The organism is Burkholderia sp. BE17 (assembly GCF_009362305.1).
Taxonomy (GTDB): Bacteria; Pseudomonadota; Gammaproteobacteria; order Burkholderiales; family Burkholderiaceae; genus Burkholderia; species Burkholderia pyrrocinia_C.
In genome coordinates, this window is sequence record NZ_WHNU01000049.1 from 1 (window position 1) to 21,563 (window position 21,563).

22 protein-coding genes are annotated in these 21,563 nt (G+C 68.7%); 19 read left to right on the forward strand and 3 right to left on the reverse strand.

From position 1 onward, the window contains the following. Nucleotides 1-118 precede the first annotated feature (118 nt). The gene (locus GD429_RS32940) at nucleotides 119-1,093 is read right to left on the reverse strand and encodes an ornithine cyclodeaminase family protein (RefSeq protein WP_152863432.1); all 975 of its coding nucleotides are present in this window, start codon (nucleotides 1,091-1,093) and stop codon (nucleotides 119-121) included. A gap of 381 nt (nucleotides 1,094-1,474) precedes the next feature. Between GD429_RS32940 and GD429_RS32945 the strand changes: the two genes are divergently transcribed. From GD429_RS32945 to groL, 11 genes are all read left to right on the forward strand, one after another. Beyond that, nucleotides 1,475-2,254, forward strand: coding sequence for an ABC transporter substrate-binding protein (locus GD429_RS32945; protein WP_152863434.1), 780 nt, complete (start codon nucleotides 1,475-1,477; stop codon nucleotides 2,252-2,254). Nucleotides 2,255-2,321: 67 nt separating this feature from the next. Further along, nucleotides 2,322-3,566, forward strand: coding sequence for an NAD(P)/FAD-dependent oxidoreductase (locus tag GD429_RS32950; protein WP_152863436.1), 1,245 nt, complete (start codon nucleotides 2,322-2,324; stop codon nucleotides 3,564-3,566). Between the two features lie 536 nt (nucleotides 3,567-4,102). Next, nucleotides 4,103-6,274, forward strand: a complete 2,172-nt coding sequence (locus GD429_RS32960; RefSeq protein WP_152863438.1) for a beta strand repeat-containing protein — start codon at nucleotides 4,103-4,105, stop codon at nucleotides 6,272-6,274. 310 nt (nucleotides 6,275-6,584) lie between these two features. Beyond that, nucleotides 6,585-6,944 carry a hypothetical protein gene (locus GD429_RS32965; protein WP_152863440.1) on the forward strand — a complete coding sequence of 120 codons (360 nt, stop codon included), beginning with the start codon at nucleotides 6,585-6,587 and terminating at the stop codon, nucleotides 6,942-6,944. Between the two features lie 25 nt (nucleotides 6,945-6,969). Beyond that, on the forward strand, nucleotides 6,970-7,485 hold the full coding sequence (locus GD429_RS32970; protein WP_072436428.1) for a sigma-70 family RNA polymerase sigma factor: 516 nt from the start codon (nucleotides 6,970-6,972) through the stop codon (nucleotides 7,483-7,485). Continuing rightward, complete coding sequence (locus GD429_RS32975) at nucleotides 7,482-8,264, forward strand: anti-sigma factor family protein (RefSeq protein ID WP_152863442.1); 783 nt, start codon at nucleotides 7,482-7,484, stop codon at nucleotides 8,262-8,264. The genes GD429_RS32970 and GD429_RS32975 overlap by 4 nt, the downstream gene beginning before the upstream one ends. Nucleotides 8,265-8,298: 34 nt before the next feature. Beyond that, the gene (locus GD429_RS32980; RefSeq protein ID WP_227791901.1) at nucleotides 8,299-8,730 is read left to right on the forward strand and encodes a quinol oxidase; all 432 of its coding nucleotides are present in this window, start codon (nucleotides 8,299-8,301) and stop codon (nucleotides 8,728-8,730) included. Then, a complete protein-coding gene (locus tag GD429_RS32985) occupies nucleotides 8,727-9,359 on the forward strand; it encodes a LolA family protein (protein ID WP_258282358.1) in 633 nt (210 codons plus the stop codon). The genes GD429_RS32980 and GD429_RS32985 overlap by 4 nt, the downstream gene beginning before the upstream one ends. Nucleotides 9,360-9,409: 50 nt before the next feature. After that, on the forward strand, nucleotides 9,410-9,925 hold the full coding sequence (locus tag GD429_RS32990) for an SRPBCC family protein (protein WP_152863446.1): 516 nt from the start codon (nucleotides 9,410-9,412) through the stop codon (nucleotides 9,923-9,925). Between the two features lie 560 nt (nucleotides 9,926-10,485). Next, nucleotides 10,486-10,779, forward strand: coding sequence for a co-chaperone GroES (locus GD429_RS32995; protein WP_026044985.1), 294 nt, complete (start codon nucleotides 10,486-10,488; stop codon nucleotides 10,777-10,779). 46 nt (nucleotides 10,780-10,825) lie between these two features. Next, nucleotides 10,826-12,466, forward strand: a complete 1,641-nt coding sequence (gene groL, locus GD429_RS33000) for a chaperonin GroEL (protein ID WP_096472611.1) — start codon at nucleotides 10,826-10,828, stop codon at nucleotides 12,464-12,466. A 186-nt stretch (nucleotides 12,467-12,652) separates the two neighbouring features. Here groL and GD429_RS33005 read toward each other — a convergent pair whose 3' ends face one another. Then, nucleotides 12,653-13,519, reverse strand: coding sequence for a hydroxymethylpyrimidine/phosphomethylpyrimidine kinase (locus GD429_RS33005; RefSeq protein WP_034182874.1), 867 nt, complete (start codon nucleotides 13,517-13,519; stop codon nucleotides 12,653-12,655). 254 nt (nucleotides 13,520-13,773) lie between these two features. On the opposite strand from GD429_RS33005, the gene GD429_RS33010 reads away from it, so the two are divergent. The 8 genes from GD429_RS33010 (at nucleotide 13,774) to GD429_RS33045 (ending at nucleotide 20,383) form a co-directional block, all read left to right on the forward strand. Next, nucleotides 13,774-13,944, forward strand: a complete 171-nt coding sequence (locus GD429_RS33010) for a rubredoxin (RefSeq protein ID WP_004186709.1) — start codon at nucleotides 13,774-13,776, stop codon at nucleotides 13,942-13,944. 104 nt (nucleotides 13,945-14,048) lie between these two features. Next, complete coding sequence (locus GD429_RS33015; RefSeq protein WP_152863448.1) at nucleotides 14,049-15,350, forward strand: hypothetical protein; 1,302 nt, start codon at nucleotides 14,049-14,051, stop codon at nucleotides 15,348-15,350. A 181-nt stretch (nucleotides 15,351-15,531) separates the two neighbouring features. Continuing rightward, the gene (locus GD429_RS33020; protein WP_034187262.1) at nucleotides 15,532-16,110 is read left to right on the forward strand and encodes a YqgE/AlgH family protein; all 579 of its coding nucleotides are present in this window, start codon (nucleotides 15,532-15,534) and stop codon (nucleotides 16,108-16,110) included. After that, nucleotides 16,107-16,556, forward strand: a complete 450-nt coding sequence (gene ruvX / locus GD429_RS33025) for a Holliday junction resolvase RuvX (protein ID WP_027788201.1) — start codon at nucleotides 16,107-16,109, stop codon at nucleotides 16,554-16,556. Before GD429_RS33020 ends, ruvX begins: the two co-directional genes overlap by 4 nt. Next, nucleotides 16,543-17,058: a bifunctional pyr operon transcriptional regulator/uracil phosphoribosyltransferase PyrR gene (pyrR, locus tag GD429_RS33030; RefSeq protein WP_152863450.1), complete on the forward strand. Its 516-nt coding sequence runs from the start codon at nucleotides 16,543-16,545 to the stop codon at nucleotides 17,056-17,058. The genes ruvX and pyrR overlap by 14 nt, the downstream gene beginning before the upstream one ends. A 74-nt stretch (nucleotides 17,059-17,132) precedes the next feature. Further along, nucleotides 17,133-18,164, forward strand: coding sequence for an aspartate carbamoyltransferase catalytic subunit (locus GD429_RS33035; protein ID WP_027807413.1), 1,032 nt, complete (start codon nucleotides 17,133-17,135; stop codon nucleotides 18,162-18,164). A 52-nt stretch (nucleotides 18,165-18,216) separates the two neighbouring features. Then, complete coding sequence (locus GD429_RS33040; RefSeq protein ID WP_152863452.1) at nucleotides 18,217-19,506, forward strand: dihydroorotase; 1,290 nt, start codon at nucleotides 18,217-18,219, stop codon at nucleotides 19,504-19,506. A 19-nt stretch (nucleotides 19,507-19,525) separates the two neighbouring features. After that, on the forward strand, nucleotides 19,526-20,383 hold the full coding sequence (locus tag GD429_RS33045; RefSeq protein ID WP_152863454.1) for a lysophospholipid acyltransferase family protein: 858 nt from the start codon (nucleotides 19,526-19,528) through the stop codon (nucleotides 20,381-20,383). A gap of 32 nt (nucleotides 20,384-20,415) precedes the next feature. On the opposite strand, the gene GD429_RS33050 is transcribed toward GD429_RS33045, so the two are convergent. Further along, a complete protein-coding gene (locus GD429_RS33050; RefSeq protein WP_152863456.1) occupies nucleotides 20,416-21,255 on the reverse strand; it encodes a symmetrical bis(5'-nucleosyl)-tetraphosphatase in 840 nt (279 codons plus the stop codon). Nucleotides 21,256-21,563: the final 308 nt, after the last annotated feature.

Genomic DNA, 21,563 nt, shown 5'->3' on the forward strand with positions numbered 1-21,563 from the left:
GGGCCGGGCGGTGCATCGGGCCGGCGTGCCGGCGCGCCGGTGGCCGGCATGCCCGTGCGCCCGCGCGCGGCCGCCGCGGCGGTTGCGCCATTGTATCGGCCCCGCGCCCGCGTGATGCTCATGCGCGCGTCAGGTGCGTGTACAGCGCGTGCGCGATCGCGATGTCCTCGAGACCGAGGCCGATCGAGCGGAACAACACGTGACGCGTGCGCGACGGCGCCGCGCAGGTGCCGGCGACGAGCGCGGGCAGGTCGCCGACGATCCGCCCGGCGTCCCAGCCGTGGTCGGCCGCCGCGATCTGCATCTCGCCGGCGCTCGCGGGCGTCGTGTGCCGGTAGTCGCAGTACACGTCCATGCCGGGCAGCCACGCGGGCGGGATCTCGTGCGCACGCGCGACGTTCGTGCTGATCGACGTGACGAGCGCGGGGCGCGTGAGCATCCCGTCGCCGAGCACGGGCGTGCCCGACGACGTGCACAGCATCACGACGTCCGCATCGCGCACGCAGGCTTCGACGCTCGCAGCCGCGCGTGCGCGCGGGTCGAGCCCGGCGAGCGTCGCCTGCAGCGCCGCGTCGCCGGCGAGCGCGGGCGAGTACACGCGGATCGTCTCCCAGTCGCGCAGCGCCGCCGTGTGCCGCAGGTGCGCGAGGCCGACCGCGCCCGCGCCGACGATCGCCAGATGGCGCGCGTCGCGCGGCGCGAGGCAGTCGACCGCGAGCGCGGTCGTGCCAGCCGTGCGTTCGACGGTCAGTTGCCCCGCGTCGCACCACATCAGCGGCTGGCCGGTGCGCATCGACATCAGCGCGGTCCAGGCGGTGACGATCGGTTTCCCGTCCGGTTTGCCGCCCGTCACGACGTACGGCGACAGCTTCGCGCCGAACACCTGCTCGTCGGCGAGCGCGCCGAGATACGTGATGAAGTCGCCGGCCTGGTCGGGAAACAGCGTGAAGGTCTGCGGCGGTTGCACTGCGCGCGCCGACGCGAGCGACGCGAACATACGGCGCAGCGTGCCGAGCACGTCGAGAGACGGCAGGGCCGCGCGCACCGCGGCTTCGTCGACGGTCAGCGGCAGGGGCGGGACGGTTTGCGTCATGGGGGCATCTCCGGTCGGGGCCGGACAGGAATGTCTCGAAAGACGGTGTCCGGCGGTGTTCGTGATGGACGAAAAGTCTAATATAGACAAACTAAATCTGGAGAATTTTTCTTTTCGAGACTTTGTGTCGTCGCTTGCTTTGTGGAAAACACTGGAAAATCAACGGCGTTTTGACTGGTCGATGCAATTCCGACGTGGCGCCGCGGGGCGCGATTCTCGTATCCCCTATAGTCCATAATAGACTTATAGTCTATATTTCGCGTGCGGAACAAGACGTGTCTCCGTGCGGCGGCCGGCTGTATCGAATGCCGATCCGGCGCCCGGACGAGGGCGCCGCGCGACCGATCTTCATCGCCTCAATCCGGAACCGAAGGACCTGTCATGAACTGGAAGCTTTCCCTCTGCGCCGTCGCGGCGCTCGCATGCGCGGCCGTCACGGCCCACGCGGAACAGACCACGTTGCGCTTCGGGATCGAAGCCGCCTATCCGCCGTTCGAGAGCAAGACGCCGGCCGGCCAGCTGCAGGGATTCGACGTCGACATCGGCAACGCGGTGTGCGCGAAGCTGAACATGAAATGCGTGTGGGTCGAGAATTCGTTCGACGGCCTGATCCCGGCGCTGCAGGCGCGCAAGTTCGATGCGATCAACTCGGCGATGAACATCACCGCGAAGCGCAAGCAGAGCATCGACTTCACGCCGGCGATCTACGTGGTGCCGATCGTGATGGTCGCCAGGCGCGGCTCGCCGCTGCGGCCCGACGTCGCGAGCCTGCGTGGGAAGCACGTCGGCGTGCTGCAGGGCTCGTCGCAGGAGGATTTCCTGAAGGCGCACTGGGCCGATGCGGGCGTGGCCGTCGTGTCGTATCAGGATCAGGACCAGATCTACGCCGATCTCGTCGCCGGGCGTCTCGACGCGGCCGTGCAGGAAGCGCAGACCGCGCAGGACGGTTTCCTCGACAAGCCGGCCGGCCGCGACTACCAGATCGTCGGCGAGCCGCTGAAGGATCCGGCGACGCTCGGCGAAGGCACCGGCTTCGGGTTGCGCAAGGGCGACAAGGCGCTGCAGGCGAAGATCGTCGGCGCGCTCGACGCGCTGAAGAAGGACGGCACGCTGGGCGCGCTGTCGCAGAAGTACTTCAAGCGCGACATCGTCGCGAAGTAAGCACGGCCGCGCGCCGGCCGCGGTGCCGGCGCGCGTCGCATCGAATCTCGACGCTGGGCGGGGAAGCATGGATTTCGACGTCATCGTTCTGGGGGCCGGCATCGTCGGCGTGTCGTCGGCGCTGCATCTGCAGGATCGCGGGCTGCGCGTCGCGCTCGTCGACCGGCGCGCGCCCGGCGAGGAAACGAGCCACGGCAATGCCGGGCTGATCGAGCGCTCGTCGGTCGTGCCGTACGCGTTTCCGCGCCGGCTCGGCACGCTGCTGCGCTATGCGCGCAACCGCTCGGTCGACCTCTATTGGGACTATCGCGCGCTGCCCGCGTATGCGGGCTGGCTCGCGCGCTTCTGGCGCGAATCGTCGCCGCAGCGGCTCGCGGCAGCCGCGCGCGACCTGCTGCCGCTCGTCGCGGCGAGCGTCGTCGAGCACGATGCGCTGCTCGCGCGCACCGACGCGCAGCCGCTCGTGCACGACGGCGGGTGGATCGAGGCATTCCGTTCGCCCGCGCTGTTCGACGCGGAAGCGCGCGCGCAGCAGCGCGTGGCCGACGCGCACGGGCTGCGGATGACCGTGCTCGACAAGCGTGCGCTGCGCGAACGCGAGCCCGGCATCGGCGACGCATTCTGCGGCGCGTTTCACTGGCAGGACCCGAAGACCGTGTCGAGCCCGGGCGGGCTGACCAAGGCGTACGCGCGGCTGTTCGAGCGCGACGGCGGCACGTTCGTGCTCGGCGACGCGACGACGCTCACGCAGGTGGATGGCGGCTGGCGCGTCAGTACCGGGCATGGGCCGATCTCTGCGCGCTCTGCCGTGGTCGCGCTCGGGCCGTGGTCCGATCACGTGTTCGCGTCGCTCGGCTACCGGATTCCGCTGCGCGCGAAGCGCGGCTACCACATGCATTACTTGCCGACGCGCACGCTGCTGAACGTGCCGGTGTGCGATACCGAGGAAGGGTTCGTCGTCGCGCCGATGGAAGGCGGCCGCCTGCGGCTCACGACCGGCGTCGAGATCGCGCTGCGCGGTGCGCCGCCGACCGGCGTGCAGCTCGCGCGCGCCGAGCCGCTGGCGCGCGACGCGTTCGGCATCGGCGAACGGCTCGATCGCGAGCCGTGGCTCGGGATGCGGCCGTGCACGCCCGACATGCGCCCGGTGATCGGGCCCGCGCCGCGCCATCGCCACCTGTGGTTCGCGTTCGGCCACTGCCACCACGGGCTCACGCTCGGCCCCGCGACCGGGCGCCTGCTCGCCGAAATGATGACGGGCGCGCCGACCTATATCGATCCCCATCCGTACCGGCCCGCGCGCTTCGGCTGAGCTGGCGGCGCGGCGATACGGCGCAGGTTCAGGCCTGCCGCCGCCGCCGTGCGTGCCGCATGGCATTCTGCGGCTGCGATGCGGCCTCAACAATTTTTCATTCTGCTATCCGAATTATCGAAAACCCGGTAATCGGAAATGATCTGCGTAATCGCCGAGAAAGAAATCGCGCAATAAATAAAATCATCGAATTCGCGATTTATCAATGCATTTTCATATCGATGAAATGCGCAGTGAGTAGTCGGTCATGACGATGTGCGGCGGTGTCGCGACCGGGCGTTCCGGCGTTACGCAGAATGTACCGGAACACGTTACTACGGGGCTCGCAAACGTTACGTTACATCCGCGTTCCGCCGGCCTTTTTCATCAGATGATTCGGGCTCTGCAACGTGCGAATTTCGCCTGAAATCCATAAAAAAAGCTCTATTGCCAGGCAATTGGAAGATGAATCAATCCGTTTTTTGAATTGGCACGCTTCGTGCAATCCGTCCCCATGCTTTATCAACGTAGTGCCAACCGAGATGGGGTAAACAAGAATGGGACAGAATTTCAAATTGACGGGTGCGGCGCTGTCGGTCGCCACGGTGTTCGGGGTACTGGCTTCGGGTTCCGCGCTGGCGGGGGCCCTCGATTCGCTGCCGATCCCGCAAGTGATCGTCAATCCGCCGACGAACAGCGTGTCGGTCGGGCTGGTTGCGACGGGCACGTCGCCGCTGGGCTCGGTCATCGTGACGGCGGGCGGATCGGGCGCGATCCAGACGTCGCTCGGCGATCCCGGCCAGGTGCTGTCGGGCGCCGTGGGGGCGGTGACGGGGGCGCTGAGTGGCGGCAACTCGGCAGGCGCGCTGACCGGTGCGCTGAATACGGCGACGGGGACGCTGAGCAATGCGGTTGGTACGGTAACGGGCGCACTGGGTAACGTCGGTGGTGGGGCGAATCCGCTGGCGCCGGTTCAAGGTGTGGTGAATCAGGTGACGGGCGCGCTGGGTGGCGGCAATCCGGCAGGCGCACTGACGGGTGCTCTCGGCACGGTAACGGGTGCACTGGGTAACGTCGGCGGTGGGGCGAACCCGCTGGCGCCGGTTCAAGGTGTGGTGAACCAGGTGACCGGCACGCTCGGCGGCAACAACCCGGCCGGCGCACTGACGGGCGCCCTCGGCACGGTGACGGGCGCACTGGGTAACGCCGGCGGTGGGGCGAACCCGCTGGCGCCGGTTCAAGGTGTGGTGAACCAGGTGACCGGCACGCTCGGCGGCAACAACCCGGCCGGCGCACTGACGGGCGCCCTCGGCGCGGTGACGGGCGCACTGGGTAACGCCGGCGGTGGGGCGAACCCGCTGGCGCCGGTTCAAGGTGTGGTGAATCAGGTGACCGGCACGCTCGGCGGCAACAACCCGGCCGGCGCACTGACGGGCGCCCTCGGCGCGGTCACAGGCGCATTGGGCAACGTCGGCGGCGGCTCGAATCCGCTGGCACCGATCCAGAGCGTCGTCGACCAGGTGACGGGCACGCTCGGCAGCGGTAACCAGGCCGGCGCGCTGAGCAACGCGGTCAACACGATCACGGGCACGCTCGGCAACGTCGGCGGTGCGGGGAGTCCGCTCGCGCCGGTGCAAGGCGTCGTCACGCAGCTTGCCGGTACGCTCGGCAACGACAATCCGGCCGGGGCACTGACGAACGCGCTGAACTCGTTGACGGGTGCCCTCGGCAACCTCGGCGGGTCGAACCCGCTCGCGCCGGTGCAGGGCGTCGTGAACCAGGTCGTCGGCACGCTGTCCGGCGCAGGCGGCGGAAGCCCGATTACGCCGATCACGAACCTCGTCAACGGCCTGCAGAACGCGCTGCCGACGGGCGGCAACGCTGCCGGCGCACTGACCGGCGCACTCGGCACGGTGACGGGTGCCCTCGGCAACATCGGCGGGTCGAATCCGCTGGCGCCGGTGCAGGGCGCCGTGAACCAGGTCGTCGGCACGCTCGGCGGCAGCAATCCGGCTGCGACGCTGAGCAACGCGCTCGGCACGGCCACGGGCGCACTTGGTAATGCAGTCGGCTCCGTCGCGGGCGTGCTCGGCGCGCTGGGCGGCACGAGCCCGCTCGCGCCGGTGCAGGGTGTCGTCAACCAGGTCGTCGGTACGCTAGGCAGCGGCAATCCGGCCGGTGCACTGACGGGCGCGCTGAACTCGGTGACGGGGGCCCTTGGCAACCTCGGCGGGGCGAACCCGCTGGCGCCGGTGCAAGGCGTCGTGAACCAGGTCGTCGGCACGCTGACGGGCGCGGCGGGCAACAGCCCGATCGCGCCGATCACGAACCTCGTGAACGGCCTGACGGGCGGCAGCAATCCGGCCGGCGCACTGACCGGTGCGCTCGGTTCGGTGACGGGGGGACTTTCGAACGGTCCGGCGGCACTCGGCCAGGCGGCCGGCGCGCTGTCGGGCGCAGCCGGTTCGACGGCAGCGGCAGGCGGCAGCCTGCTCGGTTCGGGCTCGAACGCGGCCGGCGGCACGGCCGGCGCGGTCGGCTCGCTGCTGACGACGGGTGCCAACTCGACGGCGACGGTCGTCAATGCGGTCGGCACGTCGATGGGCACGGCGCTCGGTTCCGCACCGGGCCTGTCGGTGGCGCCGCATTCGGGCAACGGCTCGCCGAACAACCCGCTCGCACCGGTGGCGACGCTGCTCCAGTCGCTGACGGGCGCACTGCCGAGGTAACGAGCCGGAAACGCACGGCGGCGCCGTATCGGCCGCCATGCGAACGGTCGTGCAACACGGGCCGCACAACGCGGCATGACAGGGATGTCATGCCGCGTTGTCTTTTGGTTTCCCGCTTTCTTTCGTCGTATGAATGGCCGATACCGGGCCGCGGCCGGTCGTCGCCGGGCGGCATGGAATAACCGGCCGCTTTCGTCCGTTTACATACCGAGTCCCGGCACGACCGCCGGGCGGGATAATGGTCTCGACGAAGCCGATCATCCCGCCCGGCGCCGCCGTGTCGCGATGCCATGTCAAAAGGAGAACGGGAATGAAACGAATGCTCCTCGCCGCCGCGATGATGGCGGCGATCGTGCGGCCGGCGGCCGCGGAACCGCCACAGGTAGCCGACGGGAAACTGGTCGACGAAGATCACATGACGCTATACGTGTTCGATCATGACGCGCCCGGCAAGAGCGCGTGCGACAGCGCGTGCGCGGCCAACTGGCCGCCCGCGATCGCCGACGCGTACGACAAGGCGTCGGGTGCGTGGAGCCTCGTCACGCGCAGCGACGGCAAGAAGCAATGGGCGTACCACGGACGCCCGCTGTATCGCTGGAAGATGGACCACAAGGCCGGCGACGCGAGCGGCGACGGGATCGGCGGCATGTGGCACGTTGCGCGTCCGTAGCGGCGCGGCGACGCGCGAGGTATCGATGAGCTACGAATCGGACCTGCTGGTCTGGCTGCCTCATCTCACGCGCTATGCGCGCGCGCTGACGGGCGACCGGGCCTGGGCGGACGATCTCGTGCAGGACACGCTCGAGCGTGCGCTGAACCGGCCGCCGCGCGACGGCGGCAACCTGCGCGCGTGGCTGCTGACGCTGCTGCGGCACCGCTTCATCGACCAGTTGCGGGCGCGGCACGAGATCGCGGTCGACGATGCGACGGCGCCGTGGCAGACGATGGCTGCGCCGTCCGGCGAGATCGGCGGGCTGGTGCTGCGCGACGTGCAGCGCGCGCTGTACCGGCTGCCCGTCGAACAGCGCGAGGTGCTGCTGCTGGTCGCGCTTGAAGAGTTGAGCTATCGCGACGCCGCGCAGGTGCTCGGCGTACCGGTGGGAACGGTGATGTCGCGGCTCGCGCGGGCGCGCGGGCAGATGCGCGCACTGCTGTCGGACGAGCCGTCGGCGCACGGCACGGCCGCGTTACGGGTAATCGGGAAGACATGATGGACGAACCGCGCAAGCCTTCGAACGATCGGGACGACGACGCGTCGGCGCAACTGCTGTCCGCATTGCTGGATGGCGAGCTGTCCGGGCACGAGCGGAACGAGATGCTCCAGCGCCTGCAGTCCGATCCGAAGGAAGCCGAACGATTCGCGCATTACCGCGCCCAGCGCGACGCGCTGCAGGCGCTGTTTCCGTTGCCGGGCGCCGCGCCCGCGCTGTTCGTGCAGCGCCGGGCGCCGCGCCGGCGCGCTATCGCGTATGCGTTCGCGGGGCTGGCGGCCGGACTGCTGATCGGCGTCGCGCTGCATGCCGGCTGGGCCGCATTCGGCAGCGAACCGGCGTTCGCCGCGCGCGCGGATGTCGCGTATGCGGTGTACGCAGCCGATCGCGAGCATCCGGTCGAGGTCGGTGCGGGAGACCCCGCGCACCTTACCGCGTGGCTGTCGGCGCGTGTCGGGCGGCCCGTGCGCGCGCCGTCGCTCGATGAATACGGCTACGCGCTGCTGGGTGGCCGCTTGCTGCCCGGCGAAGCAGGGCCGGCCGCGCAGTTCATGTACCAGCGGGCGGACGGCAAGCGCGTGACGCTGTACATGGCCGCGTACGACGCGCGGCACCTCGCGCCGCAGGCGATGTCGGCCGACGGCCGCTACACGTATTTCTGGTCGGATCGCGGCATGGGTTATGCGCTGTCCGGCCGCGGCGACGAACGACGCCTGCGCGAGCTCGCGATCGAAGCGTGCGGCGCGCTCGGCGGCTCGACCGATGCCTGGAAGGGATGACGCGCGCGCCGCCGGCAGGGAGCAGGCGATGAAGATGACGAAGAAGATGACGAAGGCGCTCGAGCTGATGCCGGTGCTGGCGGCGCTCGCCGCGGGCGCCACGCTCGCGCGGGCCGACGGCGATGCGCCGGTGCGCGTGCCGGTGGACGCCGACGGCGTGCAGCGGGTGGCGATCGTCGGCGGCAGCTATTTCTTCCATCCGAACCACGTGATCGTGCGTGCGCACGTGCCGGTCGAACTGACCGTGTCGGCCGAGCCCGGCGTGGTTCCGCACAGTTTCGAAATCGATGCGCCGCAGGCCGGCATCGCGGTCCACACCGAACTGGCCACGACGCCGAAGAAGCTTCGCTTCACGCCGGCGCAGCCGGGCCGGTTCGCCTACTATTGCACGCATCGGCTGCTGTTTTTCAGGAGCCATCGCGAGCGCGGGATGGAAGGCGTGCTCGACGTCGAGGCGGCGCCGTGATCGCCGCGTTGCTGGCCGCGAGCCTGATAGGAGCGAGCATGACAGCCGATCCCGTGACCGTCGCGCAGGCGCACTTCGACCACGTCCGCTCGTACCGCGCGACGATCCGCTCGTCGGCGCGGGGCGGCGAACACGCCGAAATCCGCTACGCGTATCTGAAACCGGGCTTCGTCCGGATGGATTTCGTGTCGCCTCATCACGGCGCGGTGCTCGCATACGATCCCGGCGACGGCAAGGTGCGGCTGCGCCCGTTCGGCGCACACGCGCCGCCCGCGTTGACGCTGTCGCCGTCCAATCCGCTCGTGCGCGACCGCAGCGGCCACCGGGTCGACCGGTCCGACGTCGGCGAACTGCTGCGCAACGTTCATGCGCTGCAGCAGGGCGGCGCGACGGTGACCGAAGGCGAGGAGGCCGTCGGCGGCCGGACCGCGCTGCGCGTGTCGGTCACGGGCGCGCCCGCGCATGCGGTCGGCGGCGTGCATCGCTACCGGCTGTGGCTGGACGCCGAGGACGGCTTTCCGCTGAAGGTCGTCAGCTTCGCGGACGATGGCGACGTGCCGCTCGAAACGGTGACGCTCGACAATATCGAGATCGACGTCGCGTTTCCCGAGCGTTTCTTCGCGCCCTGATCGGTGACGGTGCGCCGATTCATGTCCCTGACGCGCATGCCGGAGGCTGCATGGCGGAATACCGGTTCTCGACGACCTGGCACGTGGACGCGCCGCCCGCGGCGGTCTGGGACGCGATCTACCACGTCGACCGCTGGCCCGACTGGTGGAAGGGCGCGGTACGCACCGTCGAGATCGAGCCGGGCGACGCGCGCGGCGTCGGCGCGCTGCACCGGTACACGTGGAAGGGCGCGCTGCCGTACCGGCTGACCTTCGACATGCGCGTGCGGCGCGTCGAGCCGCCGCATGCGCTCGAAGGCCGCGCGAGCGGCGCGATCGAAGGCGACGGATGCTGGTCGTTCGCCGGCGACGGCGCATGCACCGTCGTGCGCTACGACTGGCACATCCGCACGCAACTGAAGTGGATGAACTGGCTGGAGCCGATTGCGCGTCCGTTATTCAGATGGAATCACGACGTCGTGATGCGCGAAGGCGCGAAAGGGCTTGCGCGGTTGCTGGGCGCGGCGGTCGAGACGGAGGGCCGGACCTTCCGGCCGCTGTCGGGCGCGGGCTGCCCCGATACGTAACGACGTGTGACGGCGCGTGACGGCGATCCGTGCCGCTCAGCGCGCATATGCCATCACCGCACCGTCGACGGCGAGCGCAACGTGTTCGCCGACGGCCGGACACCGGTGTCCCGGCAGGCGCACGAACACGTCGGATCGGCCATCGATGCATCGGCGGGGAGGGCGCACAAGGGGCGTCCGGCGTACGCGAAGGCGGCGCTGCAGCATGCCGGATCGGCGCCGGCGCGGTTTTTTTGATGCGATGTCGCCGGCGTCAGGAACTCCGTGCTTACCCGATGTCCAAACGGGGCTGGATGGGGTTCGCGGGCCTCTCGGGCCTGCCGGTCAGGCCGGTCAGCGTTCATCAGGGTTTTGTTTTTAAAGGGTTTTTTGTTGTTTTCGAGTGTTTTTCCGCTGCCGCGCCGCTCCAAAAAATTCGTCCGATTTCCCTTCTTGAATTTGTCAAACCCCGTCCATATAATTAGCACTCGCTGCACGAGAGTGCTAACAATTCTCTGCCGGGCGATCCGCCGGGCAGATTCCCCAAGCGTTCTTCAATCTCAGTCAAGAGAGGAGTGAATATGAACCTTCGTCCTTTGCACGATCGCGTGATCGTCAAGCGTCTGGATCAAGAAACCAAGACCGCCTCGGGCATCGTCATCCCCGAAGCCGCTGCTGAAAAGCCGGATCAAGGCGAGATCCTCGCGGTCGGCCCGGGCAAGCGTGACGACAAGGGCGCCCCGATCGCGCTCGACGTGAAGGTTGGCGATCGCGTCCTGTTCGGCAAGTACGCAGGCCAGACCGTGAAGGTCGACGGCCAGGAACTGCTGGTCATGCGCGAAGAAGACATCATGGCCGTGGTCAACGCTAACTAAGCGTCCTTCGACGGTACATATTCCCAAGAATTCAAGGAGTTAGAAGATGGCAGCTAAAGACGTCGTATTCGGCGATTCCGCCCGTTCGAAGATGGTCGAAGGCGTGAACATTCTCGCCAACGCAGTCAAGGTCACGCTGGGTCCGAAGGGCCGCAACGTGGTGCTCGAGCGCAGCTTCGGCGGCCCGACGGTCACCAAGGACGGTGTGTCGGTCGCGAAGGAAATCGAGCTGAAGGACAAGCTCCAGAACATGGGCGCGCAAATGGTCAAGGAAGTCGCTTCCAAGACCAGCGACAACGCAGGCGACGGCACGACGACGGCAACCGTCCTCGCGCAATCGATCGTTCGCGAAGGCATGAAGTACGTCGCATCGGGCATGAACCCGATGGACCTGAAGCGCGGCATCGACAAGGCAGTCGCAGCGGCTGTCGAAGAGCTGAAGAAGATCAGCAAGCCGTGCACGACGAACAAGGAAATCGCACAGGTCGGCTCGATCTCGGCGAACAGCGATTCGTCGATCGGCGATCGCATCGCTGAAGCGATGGACAAGGTCGGCAAGGAAGGCGTGATCACCGTCGAAGACGGCAAGTCGCTGGCCGACGAACTCGACGTCGTCGAAGGCATGCAGTTCGACCGCGGCTACCTGTCGCCGTACTTCATCAACAACCCGGACAAGCAAGTCGCCGTCCTCGACAACCCGTTCGTGCTGCTGCACGACAAGAAGGTGTCGAACATCCGTGATCTGCTGCCGGTGCTCGAGCAAGTCGCGAAGGCTGGCCGTCCGCTGCTGATCATCGCTGAAGACGTCGAAGGCGAAGCGCTCGCAACGCTGGTCGTCAACAACATCCGCGGCATCCTGAAGACCGTCGCGGTCAAGGCGCCGGGCTTCGGCGATCGTCGCAAGGCGATGCTGGAAGACATCGCGATCCTGACCGGCGGTCAGGTCGTCGCGGAAGAAACCGGCCTGACGCTCGAGAAGGCAACGCTGGCAGAACTGGGCCAGGCGAAGCGCATCGAAGTGGGCAAGGAAAACACGACGATCATCGACGGCGCAGGCGAAGCCGTGAACATCGAAGCACGCGTGAAGCAAGTGCGCGCGCAGATCGAGGAAGCGACGTCGGACTACGACCGTGAAAAGCTGCAAGAGCGCGTGGCCAAGCTGGCCGGCGGCGTCGCAGTGATCAAGGTCGGTGCTGCGACCGAAGTCGAAATGAAGGAAAAGAAGGCACGTGTCGAAGACGCACTGCACGCAACGCGCGCAGCTGTGGAAGAAGGCATCGTGGCAGGCGGCGGCGTCGCGCTGATCCGCGCTCGCACCGCTATCGCAGGCCTGACCGGCCTGAACGCCGACCAGAACGCCGGCATCAAGATCGTGCTGCGCGCAATGGAAGAGCCGCTGCGCCAGATCGTCACGAACGGCGGCGAAGAAGCCAGCGTCGTGGTGGCGGCAGTTGCTGCAGGCAAGGGCAACTACGGCTACAACGCAGCGACGGGCGAGTACGTCGACATGGTCGAAGCCGGCGTCGTCGACCCGACCAAGGTCACGCGCACCGCACTGCAGAACGCAGCTTCGGTTGCAGGCCTGCTGCTGACGACGGACGCAGCCGTTGCAGAACTGCCGAAGGAAGACGCACCGATGGCCGGCGGCATGCCGGGCGGCATGGGCGGCATGGGCATGGACATGTAATCGACTTCGGTCGATGGTGTCCGGAACGCACAGCGATGCGCGTTCCAGCCAAAAGAAAAGACCCGCAGCGATGCGGGTCTTTTTTCATTTGCGCGCGGAAAACGGAAGCGTGAGCAGGCCGCCCGGGCGTCGCACCCGATGAGGCCGAGCCTCGTGCGACGGCGAGCACGCCCGCCCCGGCCCGACTCAATGCCGGTGCGACGTCCTCGGCACCGGTTCGACCTTCGTGGCGGGCGGCGTGTCCGCATCGTCGTTGCTGCGCGCCCAGAAGAACCGGTCGGGCAGGTACGCGCCCATGCCGGGCCGGAACGCATCGCGCACGGCCTGGTACAGGTACTCCTGCGCCTCGCGGACCGCCTCGGGCGGCTCCTGGCCGTTCGCGAGCAGCGCCGCGATGGCCGCGCCGAGCGTATCGGTGATGCCCATCAGCCGGTGCGGCGAGCGATCCCACATGTCCTCGCGGAGCTGGCCTTCCTCGCCGTACAGCGTGTTGACGAGCCGGTGCGAGCCCGTCTCGGACGACAGGATGTACTCGCAGCCCTGCGACAGCAGGTGCGACACGGCCGCATCGAGATTCGGCGCCTCGGCGTCGCCGTCCGGCTGAGCGAGCGCGATCAGCGTCGCGTAGTCGGCGACCAGCAGCGTCGTTTGCGGCGCCAGCAGGTCGGCGATCGATTCGCGCAGGTCGTCGGCCGCGAGCACGTGCTCGTCGTCGAGCGTGAAGTCCGGCGCGAGCACGAGTGGCACGCCGTCGTAGTCGGCGACGACCTCGGCGATCGCGCTGACGACTTCCGCGCGCGTCGCCGCGCCGATCTTGAACGCGGCGACCGGCATGTCCTCGAGCAGCATGCGCGCCTGGGCGGCGACGACGTCGGGATCGAGGCCGGTCACTTCGTCGCAGGCGGCCGAGTCGCGCACGGTGTAGCCCGTCAGGACGGACACGCCGTGGCAGCCCATGCTCGCCAGCGTCATCAGATCGGCTTGGAGGCCGGAGCCGCCGGTGGGATCGGACAGGCCGAAGGTGAGGACGATCGGAGGGGCGTTGCTGGACATGTAAAAATGGGGCAAGAGAAAAACGGGAAAGCGACGGAGATGCGGACGGCGAGGCGAAATGGGCTGTTTCGGCCCTGTGTTGCCCGGCAGGCCGCACTTTTCAGCCATTATGCGGCGGAATTCTGCCCGCACGACGGATTTTTTAGCGCAGCGCAACGTAGTCGCCTTACTCCAGCGCGATTGCTAGGCAGTCCGGCCCCGACACGGTACCATCATGGCTCCCGAATTTACCGACTTTCCCGACGCGGCTTAAGATGGAATACAAGAGCTGGATGTGCCTGATTTGTGGCTGGATTTACGACGAAGAAGCCGGGCTGCCGGAAGAGGGCATTGCCCCGGGCACGCGCTGGGAAGACGTCCCGATCAACTGGACGTGTCCCGAATGCGGCGCCCGCAAGGAAGACTTCGAGATGGTCCAGATCTGACCGGACCTTCAGCCCACGGACACCCCGCTCCGGCCTCGCATCGGCCCGGCGCTCGCGCGCCGAGGTTCGTGCGAGCGGCTTGACGATGACAGGCGCGCGTGTCCATGACGTCCGATCCGGCGAACGTTTCCCTCCCTGACGCACTGCCCAACCCGCGCGGCGGGGCCGTGCATGCGGCCGACGCGTGGCTTGCGGCGGCCGCCGACGCATTCGAGCGTCGCGACGACGCGGCCGCGCCGCTGTCCGCGGCGGCAGCCGTGCTGGCGGAAGCCGGCTGGCTGTCGGCCGCGCGTTTCGCCGGGCAACTGTCGGCCGCCGCGCCGCTCGTCGCCGTCGAGCCGACTTCGGCCGGCTGGCGTGCCGCGCTGCGCGATTTCCGCGCCGCCGTCGGGCGCCACAACCTGCGCGAGCTCGCCTGCTCGCCGGTTCTCTTCGAGCATTTCCGTGCATTGCGCGCACAAAGCGCCGCCGACCTGCGCGCGAACACGCCGCTCGACGCGCTCGCGCTGGTCGGCCGCGCGGTGCCGCCGGCCACGCTGCGCGCGTTGCCCGACGCGTTCGCGACCCGGGTACGCGCCCGCTACGAGCAGGCGCTGCTCGCCGTGCTGCGTGCGCAGCCCGGCGCGCCCGACGCGGCGCTCGACGAACTCGATGCGATGCAGGCCGCGCTGGCCGACGACACGCCGTACGATTTCTGGCGGCTCGCGGCCGCGTGCCTGCGCGCGCTGCGCGCGAGCGGCGCGCCCGAACTGAAGCGCTTTCTCGCGCGGACGAACCTGCTGCTCGGCGAGCGCGCGCAGGGCCGGCGCAGTGCGCCGCCCGAGCTCGTGCGCGAGACGGTGGCGCTGCTGTGGCGCGATTTTGCGCTGTTCGGCGCCGCGGCCGAGGACGTCGCGCTCGTCGACGTACTGCACGACTACGGGCTGACGGTCGACTGGCACGTCGCCGGCACGCCGGCCTCCGAAGCGCTGTGGGAGGCCGATGCCGCGCGGGCCGAGCACGATGCGGTGGCCGTCGCGCCGACCCGCGCGCTCGGCGTCGTGACCGTCAATGCGCATGCGTATGAGGATTTCCTGCAGACCGCCGATGCGTCGATGGCCGACCTCGCGGCCGATCCGGCCGCGGCCGACACGAGTGCCGCGTGGCGCGCGTCCGGCGCCGCCTACCGGGTCGGTACGGCGGCGTGCGCGCTCGGGCTCGGCCATGCGGCGCTGCTGGCCGACACGCTCGGCCTCGCGTGGCGCCGTGCCGCGCACGGCGTGCCGCTCGCCGACGGCGGCCTCGACGCGCACGGTCACGCGTCCGACATGTTGCGCGCGGCGCTGCTGAAGATCGCGGCCGGCGTGGCGCCGCCGGACCTGACCGCGGCGTCCGAAGCGCTCGGCGCGGTGCTCGGCCGGACCTGACGAACAAGGGACGGACACGCGGCGGCGGCCCTTGCCGCACGGGCCCGCAACACGCTGCCGACAGTGCCCGCGCGCGTGTTAGAGTGCCGTGTGATCCGCGCGCGTCGTTGCCAGCGCGGCGCGGCGTTGCTTGTTGATCGCGGCCCGGTCAGGCCGCGGCGTCTTTGCTAAAATTCAAACCATGTCAAAGCCTTCCGATCGCATCAACCTCACCAACCAGTTCCTGATCGCCATGCCGAACATGGCCGATCCGACGTTCTCGGGAACGGTGGTCTACCTTTGCGATCACAGCGAGCGCGGTGCGCTCGGCCTCGTCATCAACCGTCCCACCGACATCGATCTCGAATCGCTGTTCAACCGCATCGACCTGAAGCTCGACATCGAGCCGCTGCTGCACATCCCCGTGTACTTCGGCGGCCCGGTCCAGACCGAGCGCGGCTTCGTGCTGCACGAGCCGGTCGAGGGCGCGAACTACAACTCGTCGATGTCCGTCGACGGCGGGCTGGAGATGACGACGTCGAAGGACGTGCTCGAGGCGGTCGCGACGGGCACCGGCCCGAAGCGCTTCCTGCTGACGCTCGGCCATGCGGGCTGGGGCGCAGGGCAGCTCGAGGAAGAAATTTCCCGCAACGGCTGGCTGACGGTCGCCGCCGATCCGCGCATCGTGTTCGACACGCCGGCCGAGGAGCGCTTCGAAGCCGCGCTCGGCCTGCTCGGCGTCAGCTCGTCGATGCTGTCCGGCGAAGCAGGGCACGCATGAGCGGCGCGAGCGCGCGCGATGCGACGCTCCTGGCGTTCGACTACGGCGAAAAGCGAATCGGGGTCGCGATCGGCAATGCGCTGACGCGCTCGGCCCGCGCGCTCGTCGTGATCCAGAACCTGAACCGCGAACACCGCTTCAAGGCGGTCGGCGACCTGCTGGCCGAATGGCGGCCGGACGCGCTCGTCGTCGGCCTGCCGATGCATCCGGACGGCACGCCGCACGACATGACGCAGCAGGCGAAGCGCTTCGGCAACCAGCTGAACGGCCGCTTCGGGCTGCCCGTCACGTGGGTCGACGAGCGCTATTCGTCGGTCGAGGCCGAGGCTGGGCTGCGCGAGCGCAACGTGCGCGGCCGCGCACGCGCCGAGATGCTCGATGCCGAGGCCGCGCGCGTCATCCTTCAACAGTATCTCGATCAATTGTCCGACCATGAGCACCATTGACGCCGAGGCGCTTTACCGCGTCCTGCTCGACCAGATCCGCGCCGCGTACGGCACGGCTTTCGCCGAACCGGGCGGCCCGCGGCTCGCCGGCATCTACAGCGGCGGCGCGTGGCTCGCCGAGCGCCTCGCGCGCGACCTCGGCGCGCCGGCGTTCGGCGTCGTGAACGTCGCGCTGCATCGCGACGACTACGCGAAAAAGGGGCTGCACAGCCAGGCCAGCCCGACGTCGCTGCCGTTCGACGTCGACGGCGCGCGCATCGTGCTCGTCGACGACGTGCTGTACACCGGGCGCACCGTGCGCGCTGCGCTCAACGAGCTGTTCGACTACGGCCGTCCGGCCGCGGTCGAGCTCGCGGTGCTCGCCGATCGCGGTGGCCGCGAGCTGCCGGTCGCCGCGCGCTTCGCGGGCGGCGCGCTCGACGTGCCGGCCGGCGCGACGCTCGTGCTCGCGCGCGACGATGCCGCGCAGTTCACGCTTGGCGTCGAGGCGCACGGCGGCTGAACGACACGCGAAACCGTATCCCGGGCCGCTGGTTTGCACCGCGGCCCGTTTGCATAGTTGGAATCACGCACACCATGACCACCGACACCACTGGCCGCACCGGCAATCCCGCCGCGGCCGCGAGCCCCGACCGGTTCCGCTACGGTTTCCTGAAGGGCAACCCGCAGCTCACGAAAAACGGCGAGCTGAAGCACCTGCTGTCGATCGAGGGCCTGCCGCGCTCGATCGTCAACCACATCCTCGATACGGCCGAGCAGTTCGTCAGCGTGACGGACCGTGAAGTGAAGAAGGTGCCGCTGCTGCGCGGCAAGTCCGTCTTCAACCTGTTCTTCGAGAACTCGACGCGCACGCGCACGACCTTCGAAATCGCCGCGACGCGCCTGTCGGCCGACGTGCTGAACCTGAACATCAATGCATCGTCGACGAGCAAGGGCGAATCGCTGCTCGACACGATCAACAACCTGTCGGCGATGCATGCCGACCTGTTCGTCGTGCGCCACGCATCGAGCGGCGCGCCGTACCTGATCGCCGAGCACTGCGCGCCGCACGTGCACGTGATCAATGCCGGCGACGGCCGCCATGCGCACCCGACGCAGGGCCTGCTCGACATGTACACGATCCGTCACTACAAGCGCGACTTCACGAAGCTGCGCGTGGCGATCGTCGGCGACATCCTGCATTCGCGCGTCGCGCGCTCCGACATTCACGCGCTCACCACGCTCGGCGTGCCGGAAGTGCGCGCGATCGGCCCGCGCACGCTGCTGCCGGGCGGCCTCGAGCAGATGGGCGTGAAGGTGTTCCACAACCTCGACGAAGGGCTGAAGGGCGTCGACGTGATCATCATGCTGCGCCTGCAGAACGAGCGGATGAGCGGCGCGCTGCTGCCGTCCGCGCAGGAGTACTTCAAGACCTGGGGCCTGACGCCCGAGCGCCTCGCGCTCGCCGCGCCCGACGCGATCGTGATGCACCCGGGCCCGATGAACCGCGGCGTCGAGATCGATTCGCAGGTCGCCGACGGCCCGCAGTCGGTGATCCTCAACCAGGTCACGTTCGGCATCGCCGTGCGGATGGCGGTGATGGGCATCGTCGCCGGCAACAACGACTGAGCCCGCTTTCGCGCATCCTTATTCACGCAATCAACGCATTCACAGACAGCGCATGAAGATTCATATCAAAGGCGGCACGCTGATCGACCCGGTCGCCGGCACCGAGCGGCAGGCCGACGTATTCGTCGCGGCCGGCAAGATCGCCGCGATCGCCGAGGCTGGCGCGGCGGCGCCGGCCGATTTCAACGCCGCGAAGACCATCGACGCGTCGGGCCTGATCGTCGCGCCCGGCCTCGTCGACCTGTGCGCGCGGCTGCGCGAGCCCGGCTACGAGCACAAGGCGACGCTCGCATCCGAGATGGCCGCGGCCGTCGCGGGCGGCGTCACGACCCTCGTGTGCCCGCCGGACACCGATCCCGTGCTCGACGAACCGGGCCTCGTCGAGATGCTCAAGTTCCGCGCGAGCAACCTGCGCCAGGCGAACGTCCATCCGCTCGGCGCGCTGACCGTCGGCCTCAAGGGCGAAGTGATCACCGAGATGGTCGCGCTGACCGAATCCGGCTGCGTCGGCTTCACGCATGCCAACGTGCCGGTGCGCGACACGCAGGTGCTGCTGCGTGCGCTGCAGTACGCGAGCACCTACGGCTACACCACGTGGCTGCGCCCGCTCGACGCGTTCATCGGCCGCGGCGGCGTCGCCGCGAGCGGCGCGCTCGCGTCGCGGCTCGGGCTGTCCGGCGTGCCGGTCGCGGCCGAGACGATCGCACTGCACACGATCTTCGAACTGATGCGCGTGACGGGCGCGCGCGTGCACCTCGCGCGGCTGTCGTCGGCGGCCGGCCTCGCGCTCGTGCGTGCGGCGAAGGCCGAGGGGCTGCCCGTGACCTGCGACGTCGGCGTGAATCACCTGCACCTGATCGACGTCGACATCGGCTATTTCGATTCGCAGTTCCGGCTCGACCCGCCGCTGCGCAGTGAACGCGATCGCGAAGCGATCCGCGTGGCGCTTGCAGACGGCACGATCGACGCGATCTGCTCCGACCACACGCCTGTCGACGATGACGAGAAGCTGCTGCCGTTCGGCGAAGCGACGCCCGGCGCGACGGGGCTCGAGCTGCTGCTGTCGCTGACGCTGAAGTGGGCGGACGAAACGCGTACGCCGCTCGCGCAGGCGCTGCGCCGCATCACGTCCGCGCCGGCCGACGTGCTGAAGCTGCCGGCGGGCCGTCTGGCCGAAGGCGGCGCGGCCGACCTGTGCGTGTTCGACGCGCGCGCGCACTGGCGCGTCGAGCCGCGGGTGCTGAAGAGCCAGGGCCACAACTCGCCGTTCCTCGGCTACGAACTGCCCGCCTGCGTGCGTACGACGCTCGTCGCCGGGCAGATCGCGTTCGAGCGCCACTGAACCACGCCGGACCCTCGCCATGACTGCCCTTCGCAAGCTGCGTCTCGTCTTTCACCTGTTGCGCGGCATGGCGATCGTCGCGCTGCGTTTTTCGCACGTCACGCCCGCGCGCCGCGCCGAGATGACGCGCCGCTGGTCGCTCAAGATGCTGCGGATCTGCGGGATGCGCATCGTCGTCCACAACGACGGCGCGCGGCTCGACGCGAGCGCGCTCGTCGTCGGCAACCACGTGTCGTGGCTCGACATCTATGCGGTCAACGCGTGGCGGCCGACGCCGTTCGTGTCGAAGGCCGAGGTGCGGCAGTGGCCGGTCGTCGGCTGGCTCGCCGAGAAGCTCGACACCGTGTTCCTGCAGCGCGAGAAGCGCACCGAGGCGATGCGGATCATGCACGAGATGGCCGAACGCCTGCGCAACGGCGGGCTGATGTGCGTGTTTCCGGAAGGCACGACGTCCGACGGGCAGGAGCTGCTGCCGTTCCATGCGAACCTGTTCCAGGCCGCGGTATCGGCGGGCTGCGCGGTGCAGCCGATCTGCCTGATGTACGAGGACGCGCAGCGGCGGCAGTCGGTCGCGCCGGCCTACACGGGCGAGCTGTCGCTCGGCAAGTCGCTCGACATGGTGCTGCGCGGCGGCCCGCTCGTCGCGCACTTGTACGTGTGCGAACCGATCGCGCCGGGCGGCGACCGGCGGGCGACGTCCGCGGCGGCGCGCGACGCGATTGCGGCCGCGCTCGCATCGCTGCAGGAGAAGGTCGGCAAGCCGTCGGCCGAGTCGCTCGCGGAGCTGGCGAAGCATGCATATCCGGTGACCGAGCTCGGCGCCGGCGCGTCAGGCGACGGGGCGGCCGACGAGCCGGTGCCGGGGCGCGAGGGGTAACGCGCTTCCCGGTCGTACGAATCAGTACGTAATCATTCGCCGCCCGGCGCGAGGCACGCTTCGCATTGCACCTGCGTGACCGTGCGCTGGGCCGGGTCGGCCGTCAGCCGCACGGCCGACAATTGGTTTCCCCACACGCATCCCGAATCGAGCGCGACGACGTTTTCGCGCAGCATCAGGCCGAGCGCGGCCCAGTGCCCGAACACGACCGTCACGTCCTCCGTGCGGCGCCCCGGCACGTCGAACCACGGCAGGTAGCCGGGCGGCGCGCTGTCCGGGCCGCCGTTCGCCTTGAATTCCATCGTGCCGTCGGGCGTGCAGAAGCGCACGCGCGTGAACGCGTTGAACGCGACGCGCATCCGGTCGCGCTTCTTCAGGTTCGGGTTCCATTGGTTCGGCTCGTTGCCGTACAGGCCTTGCAGCGTCTCGCGCCAGTCGGGCGCGCGCAGCGCGCGCTGGAGTTCGTCGGCGAGCTCGAGCACGAGCGTGGCGTCCCATTGCGGCAGCACGCCCGCATGCACGAGCAGCATCCCGTCTTCGAAGTGCGCGAACGGGCGGTGGCGGACCCAGTCGAGCAGCGCGTCGGCGTCCGGCGCGTCGAGGATCTCGCCGATGGTGTCGCCCGGGCGTTCGGTGCGCAGGCCGGCGGAGACGGCAAGCAGGTGGAGGTCGTGGTTGCCGAGCACGACGGTCGCGCGCGGGCCGAGGTCGATCAGCGCGCGCAGCGCGGCGAGGGAGTCCGGGCCGCGGTTGACGATGTCGCCGGCGATCCAGAGCGGCGTGTCGGCGGCGGGCGAAAGCTGGTCGAGCAGCGACTTGAAAGCTGAATGACAGCCTTGGATGTCGCCGATGGCGATGGGGGGGCGGATCATGAAGGGGCGAGTCCTGCAGTTTTCCAACAAACAAGAAAAATGATTGGTTTCAGCCAGCATTCTGCAACTGCAATTTCCCGAAATGCCATTGATCTGGCAAGAAATTTTATTCCTGCCAAGGGTGCGGAGCGCTGTATCAAGTTGTTAGCGGCATGGCTTTTGCGGCAGACGGCTCCCTATAATTGTCGTTTTCCCGAACAAAATTAGCATTTCATGACTTTGGCGGCCATGTTGACCGGTTAAAATTCCCGGTTTGGCGCAGCGACCATGGTTGCTTGCTACGAATCTGATGCGGCCGGTGTTCCACG

Bases quoted from the DNA above. Each gene is read 5' to 3' on its own strand.
- GD429_RS32940 (WP_152863432.1), bottom strand. From the start codon at position 1,093: ATGACGCAAACCGTCCCGCCCCTGCCGCTGACCGTCGACGAAGCCGCG.
- GD429_RS32945 (WP_152863434.1), top strand. From the start codon at position 1,475: ATGAACTGGAAGCTTTCCCTCTGCGCCGTCGCGGCGCTCGCATGCGCG.
- GD429_RS32950 (WP_152863436.1), top strand. From the start codon at position 2,322: ATGGATTTCGACGTCATCGTTCTGGGGGCCGGCATCGTCGGCGTGTCG.
- GD429_RS32960 (WP_152863438.1), top strand. From the start codon at position 4,103: ATGGGACAGAATTTCAAATTGACGGGTGCGGCGCTGTCGGTCGCCACG.
- GD429_RS32965 (WP_152863440.1), top strand. From the start codon at position 6,585: ATGAAACGAATGCTCCTCGCCGCCGCGATGATGGCGGCGATCGTGCGG.
- GD429_RS32970 (WP_072436428.1), top strand. From the start codon at position 6,970: ATGAGCTACGAATCGGACCTGCTGGTCTGGCTGCCTCATCTCACGCGC.
- GD429_RS32975 (WP_152863442.1), top strand. From the start codon at position 7,482: ATGATGGACGAACCGCGCAAGCCTTCGAACGATCGGGACGACGACGCG.
- GD429_RS32980 (WP_227791901.1), top strand. From the start codon at position 8,299: ATGACGAAGAAGATGACGAAGGCGCTCGAGCTGATGCCGGTGCTGGCG.
- GD429_RS32990 (WP_152863446.1), top strand. From the start codon at position 9,410: ATGGCGGAATACCGGTTCTCGACGACCTGGCACGTGGACGCGCCGCCC.
- GD429_RS32995 (WP_026044985.1), top strand. From the start codon at position 10,486: ATGAACCTTCGTCCTTTGCACGATCGCGTGATCGTCAAGCGTCTGGAT.
- groL (WP_096472611.1), top strand. From the start codon at position 10,826: ATGGCAGCTAAAGACGTCGTATTCGGCGATTCCGCCCGTTCGAAGATG.
- GD429_RS33005 (WP_034182874.1), bottom strand. From the start codon at position 13,519: ATGTCCAGCAACGCCCCTCCGATCGTCCTCACCTTCGGCCTGTCCGAT.
- GD429_RS33010 (WP_004186709.1), top strand. From the start codon at position 13,774: ATGGAATACAAGAGCTGGATGTGCCTGATTTGTGGCTGGATTTACGAC.
- GD429_RS33015 (WP_152863448.1), top strand. From the start codon at position 14,049: ATGACGTCCGATCCGGCGAACGTTTCCCTCCCTGACGCACTGCCCAAC.
- GD429_RS33020 (WP_034187262.1), top strand. From the start codon at position 15,532: ATGTCAAAGCCTTCCGATCGCATCAACCTCACCAACCAGTTCCTGATC.
- ruvX (WP_027788201.1), top strand. From the start codon at position 16,107: ATGAGCGGCGCGAGCGCGCGCGATGCGACGCTCCTGGCGTTCGACTAC.
- pyrR (WP_152863450.1), top strand. From the start codon at position 16,543: ATGAGCACCATTGACGCCGAGGCGCTTTACCGCGTCCTGCTCGACCAG.
- GD429_RS33035 (WP_027807413.1), top strand. From the start codon at position 17,133: ATGACCACCGACACCACTGGCCGCACCGGCAATCCCGCCGCGGCCGCG.
- GD429_RS33040 (WP_152863452.1), top strand. From the start codon at position 18,217: ATGAAGATTCATATCAAAGGCGGCACGCTGATCGACCCGGTCGCCGGC.
- GD429_RS33045 (WP_152863454.1), top strand. From the start codon at position 19,526: ATGACTGCCCTTCGCAAGCTGCGTCTCGTCTTTCACCTGTTGCGCGGC.
- GD429_RS33050 (WP_152863456.1), bottom strand. From the start codon at position 21,255: ATGATCCGCCCCCCCATCGCCATCGGCGACATCCAAGGCTGTCATTCA.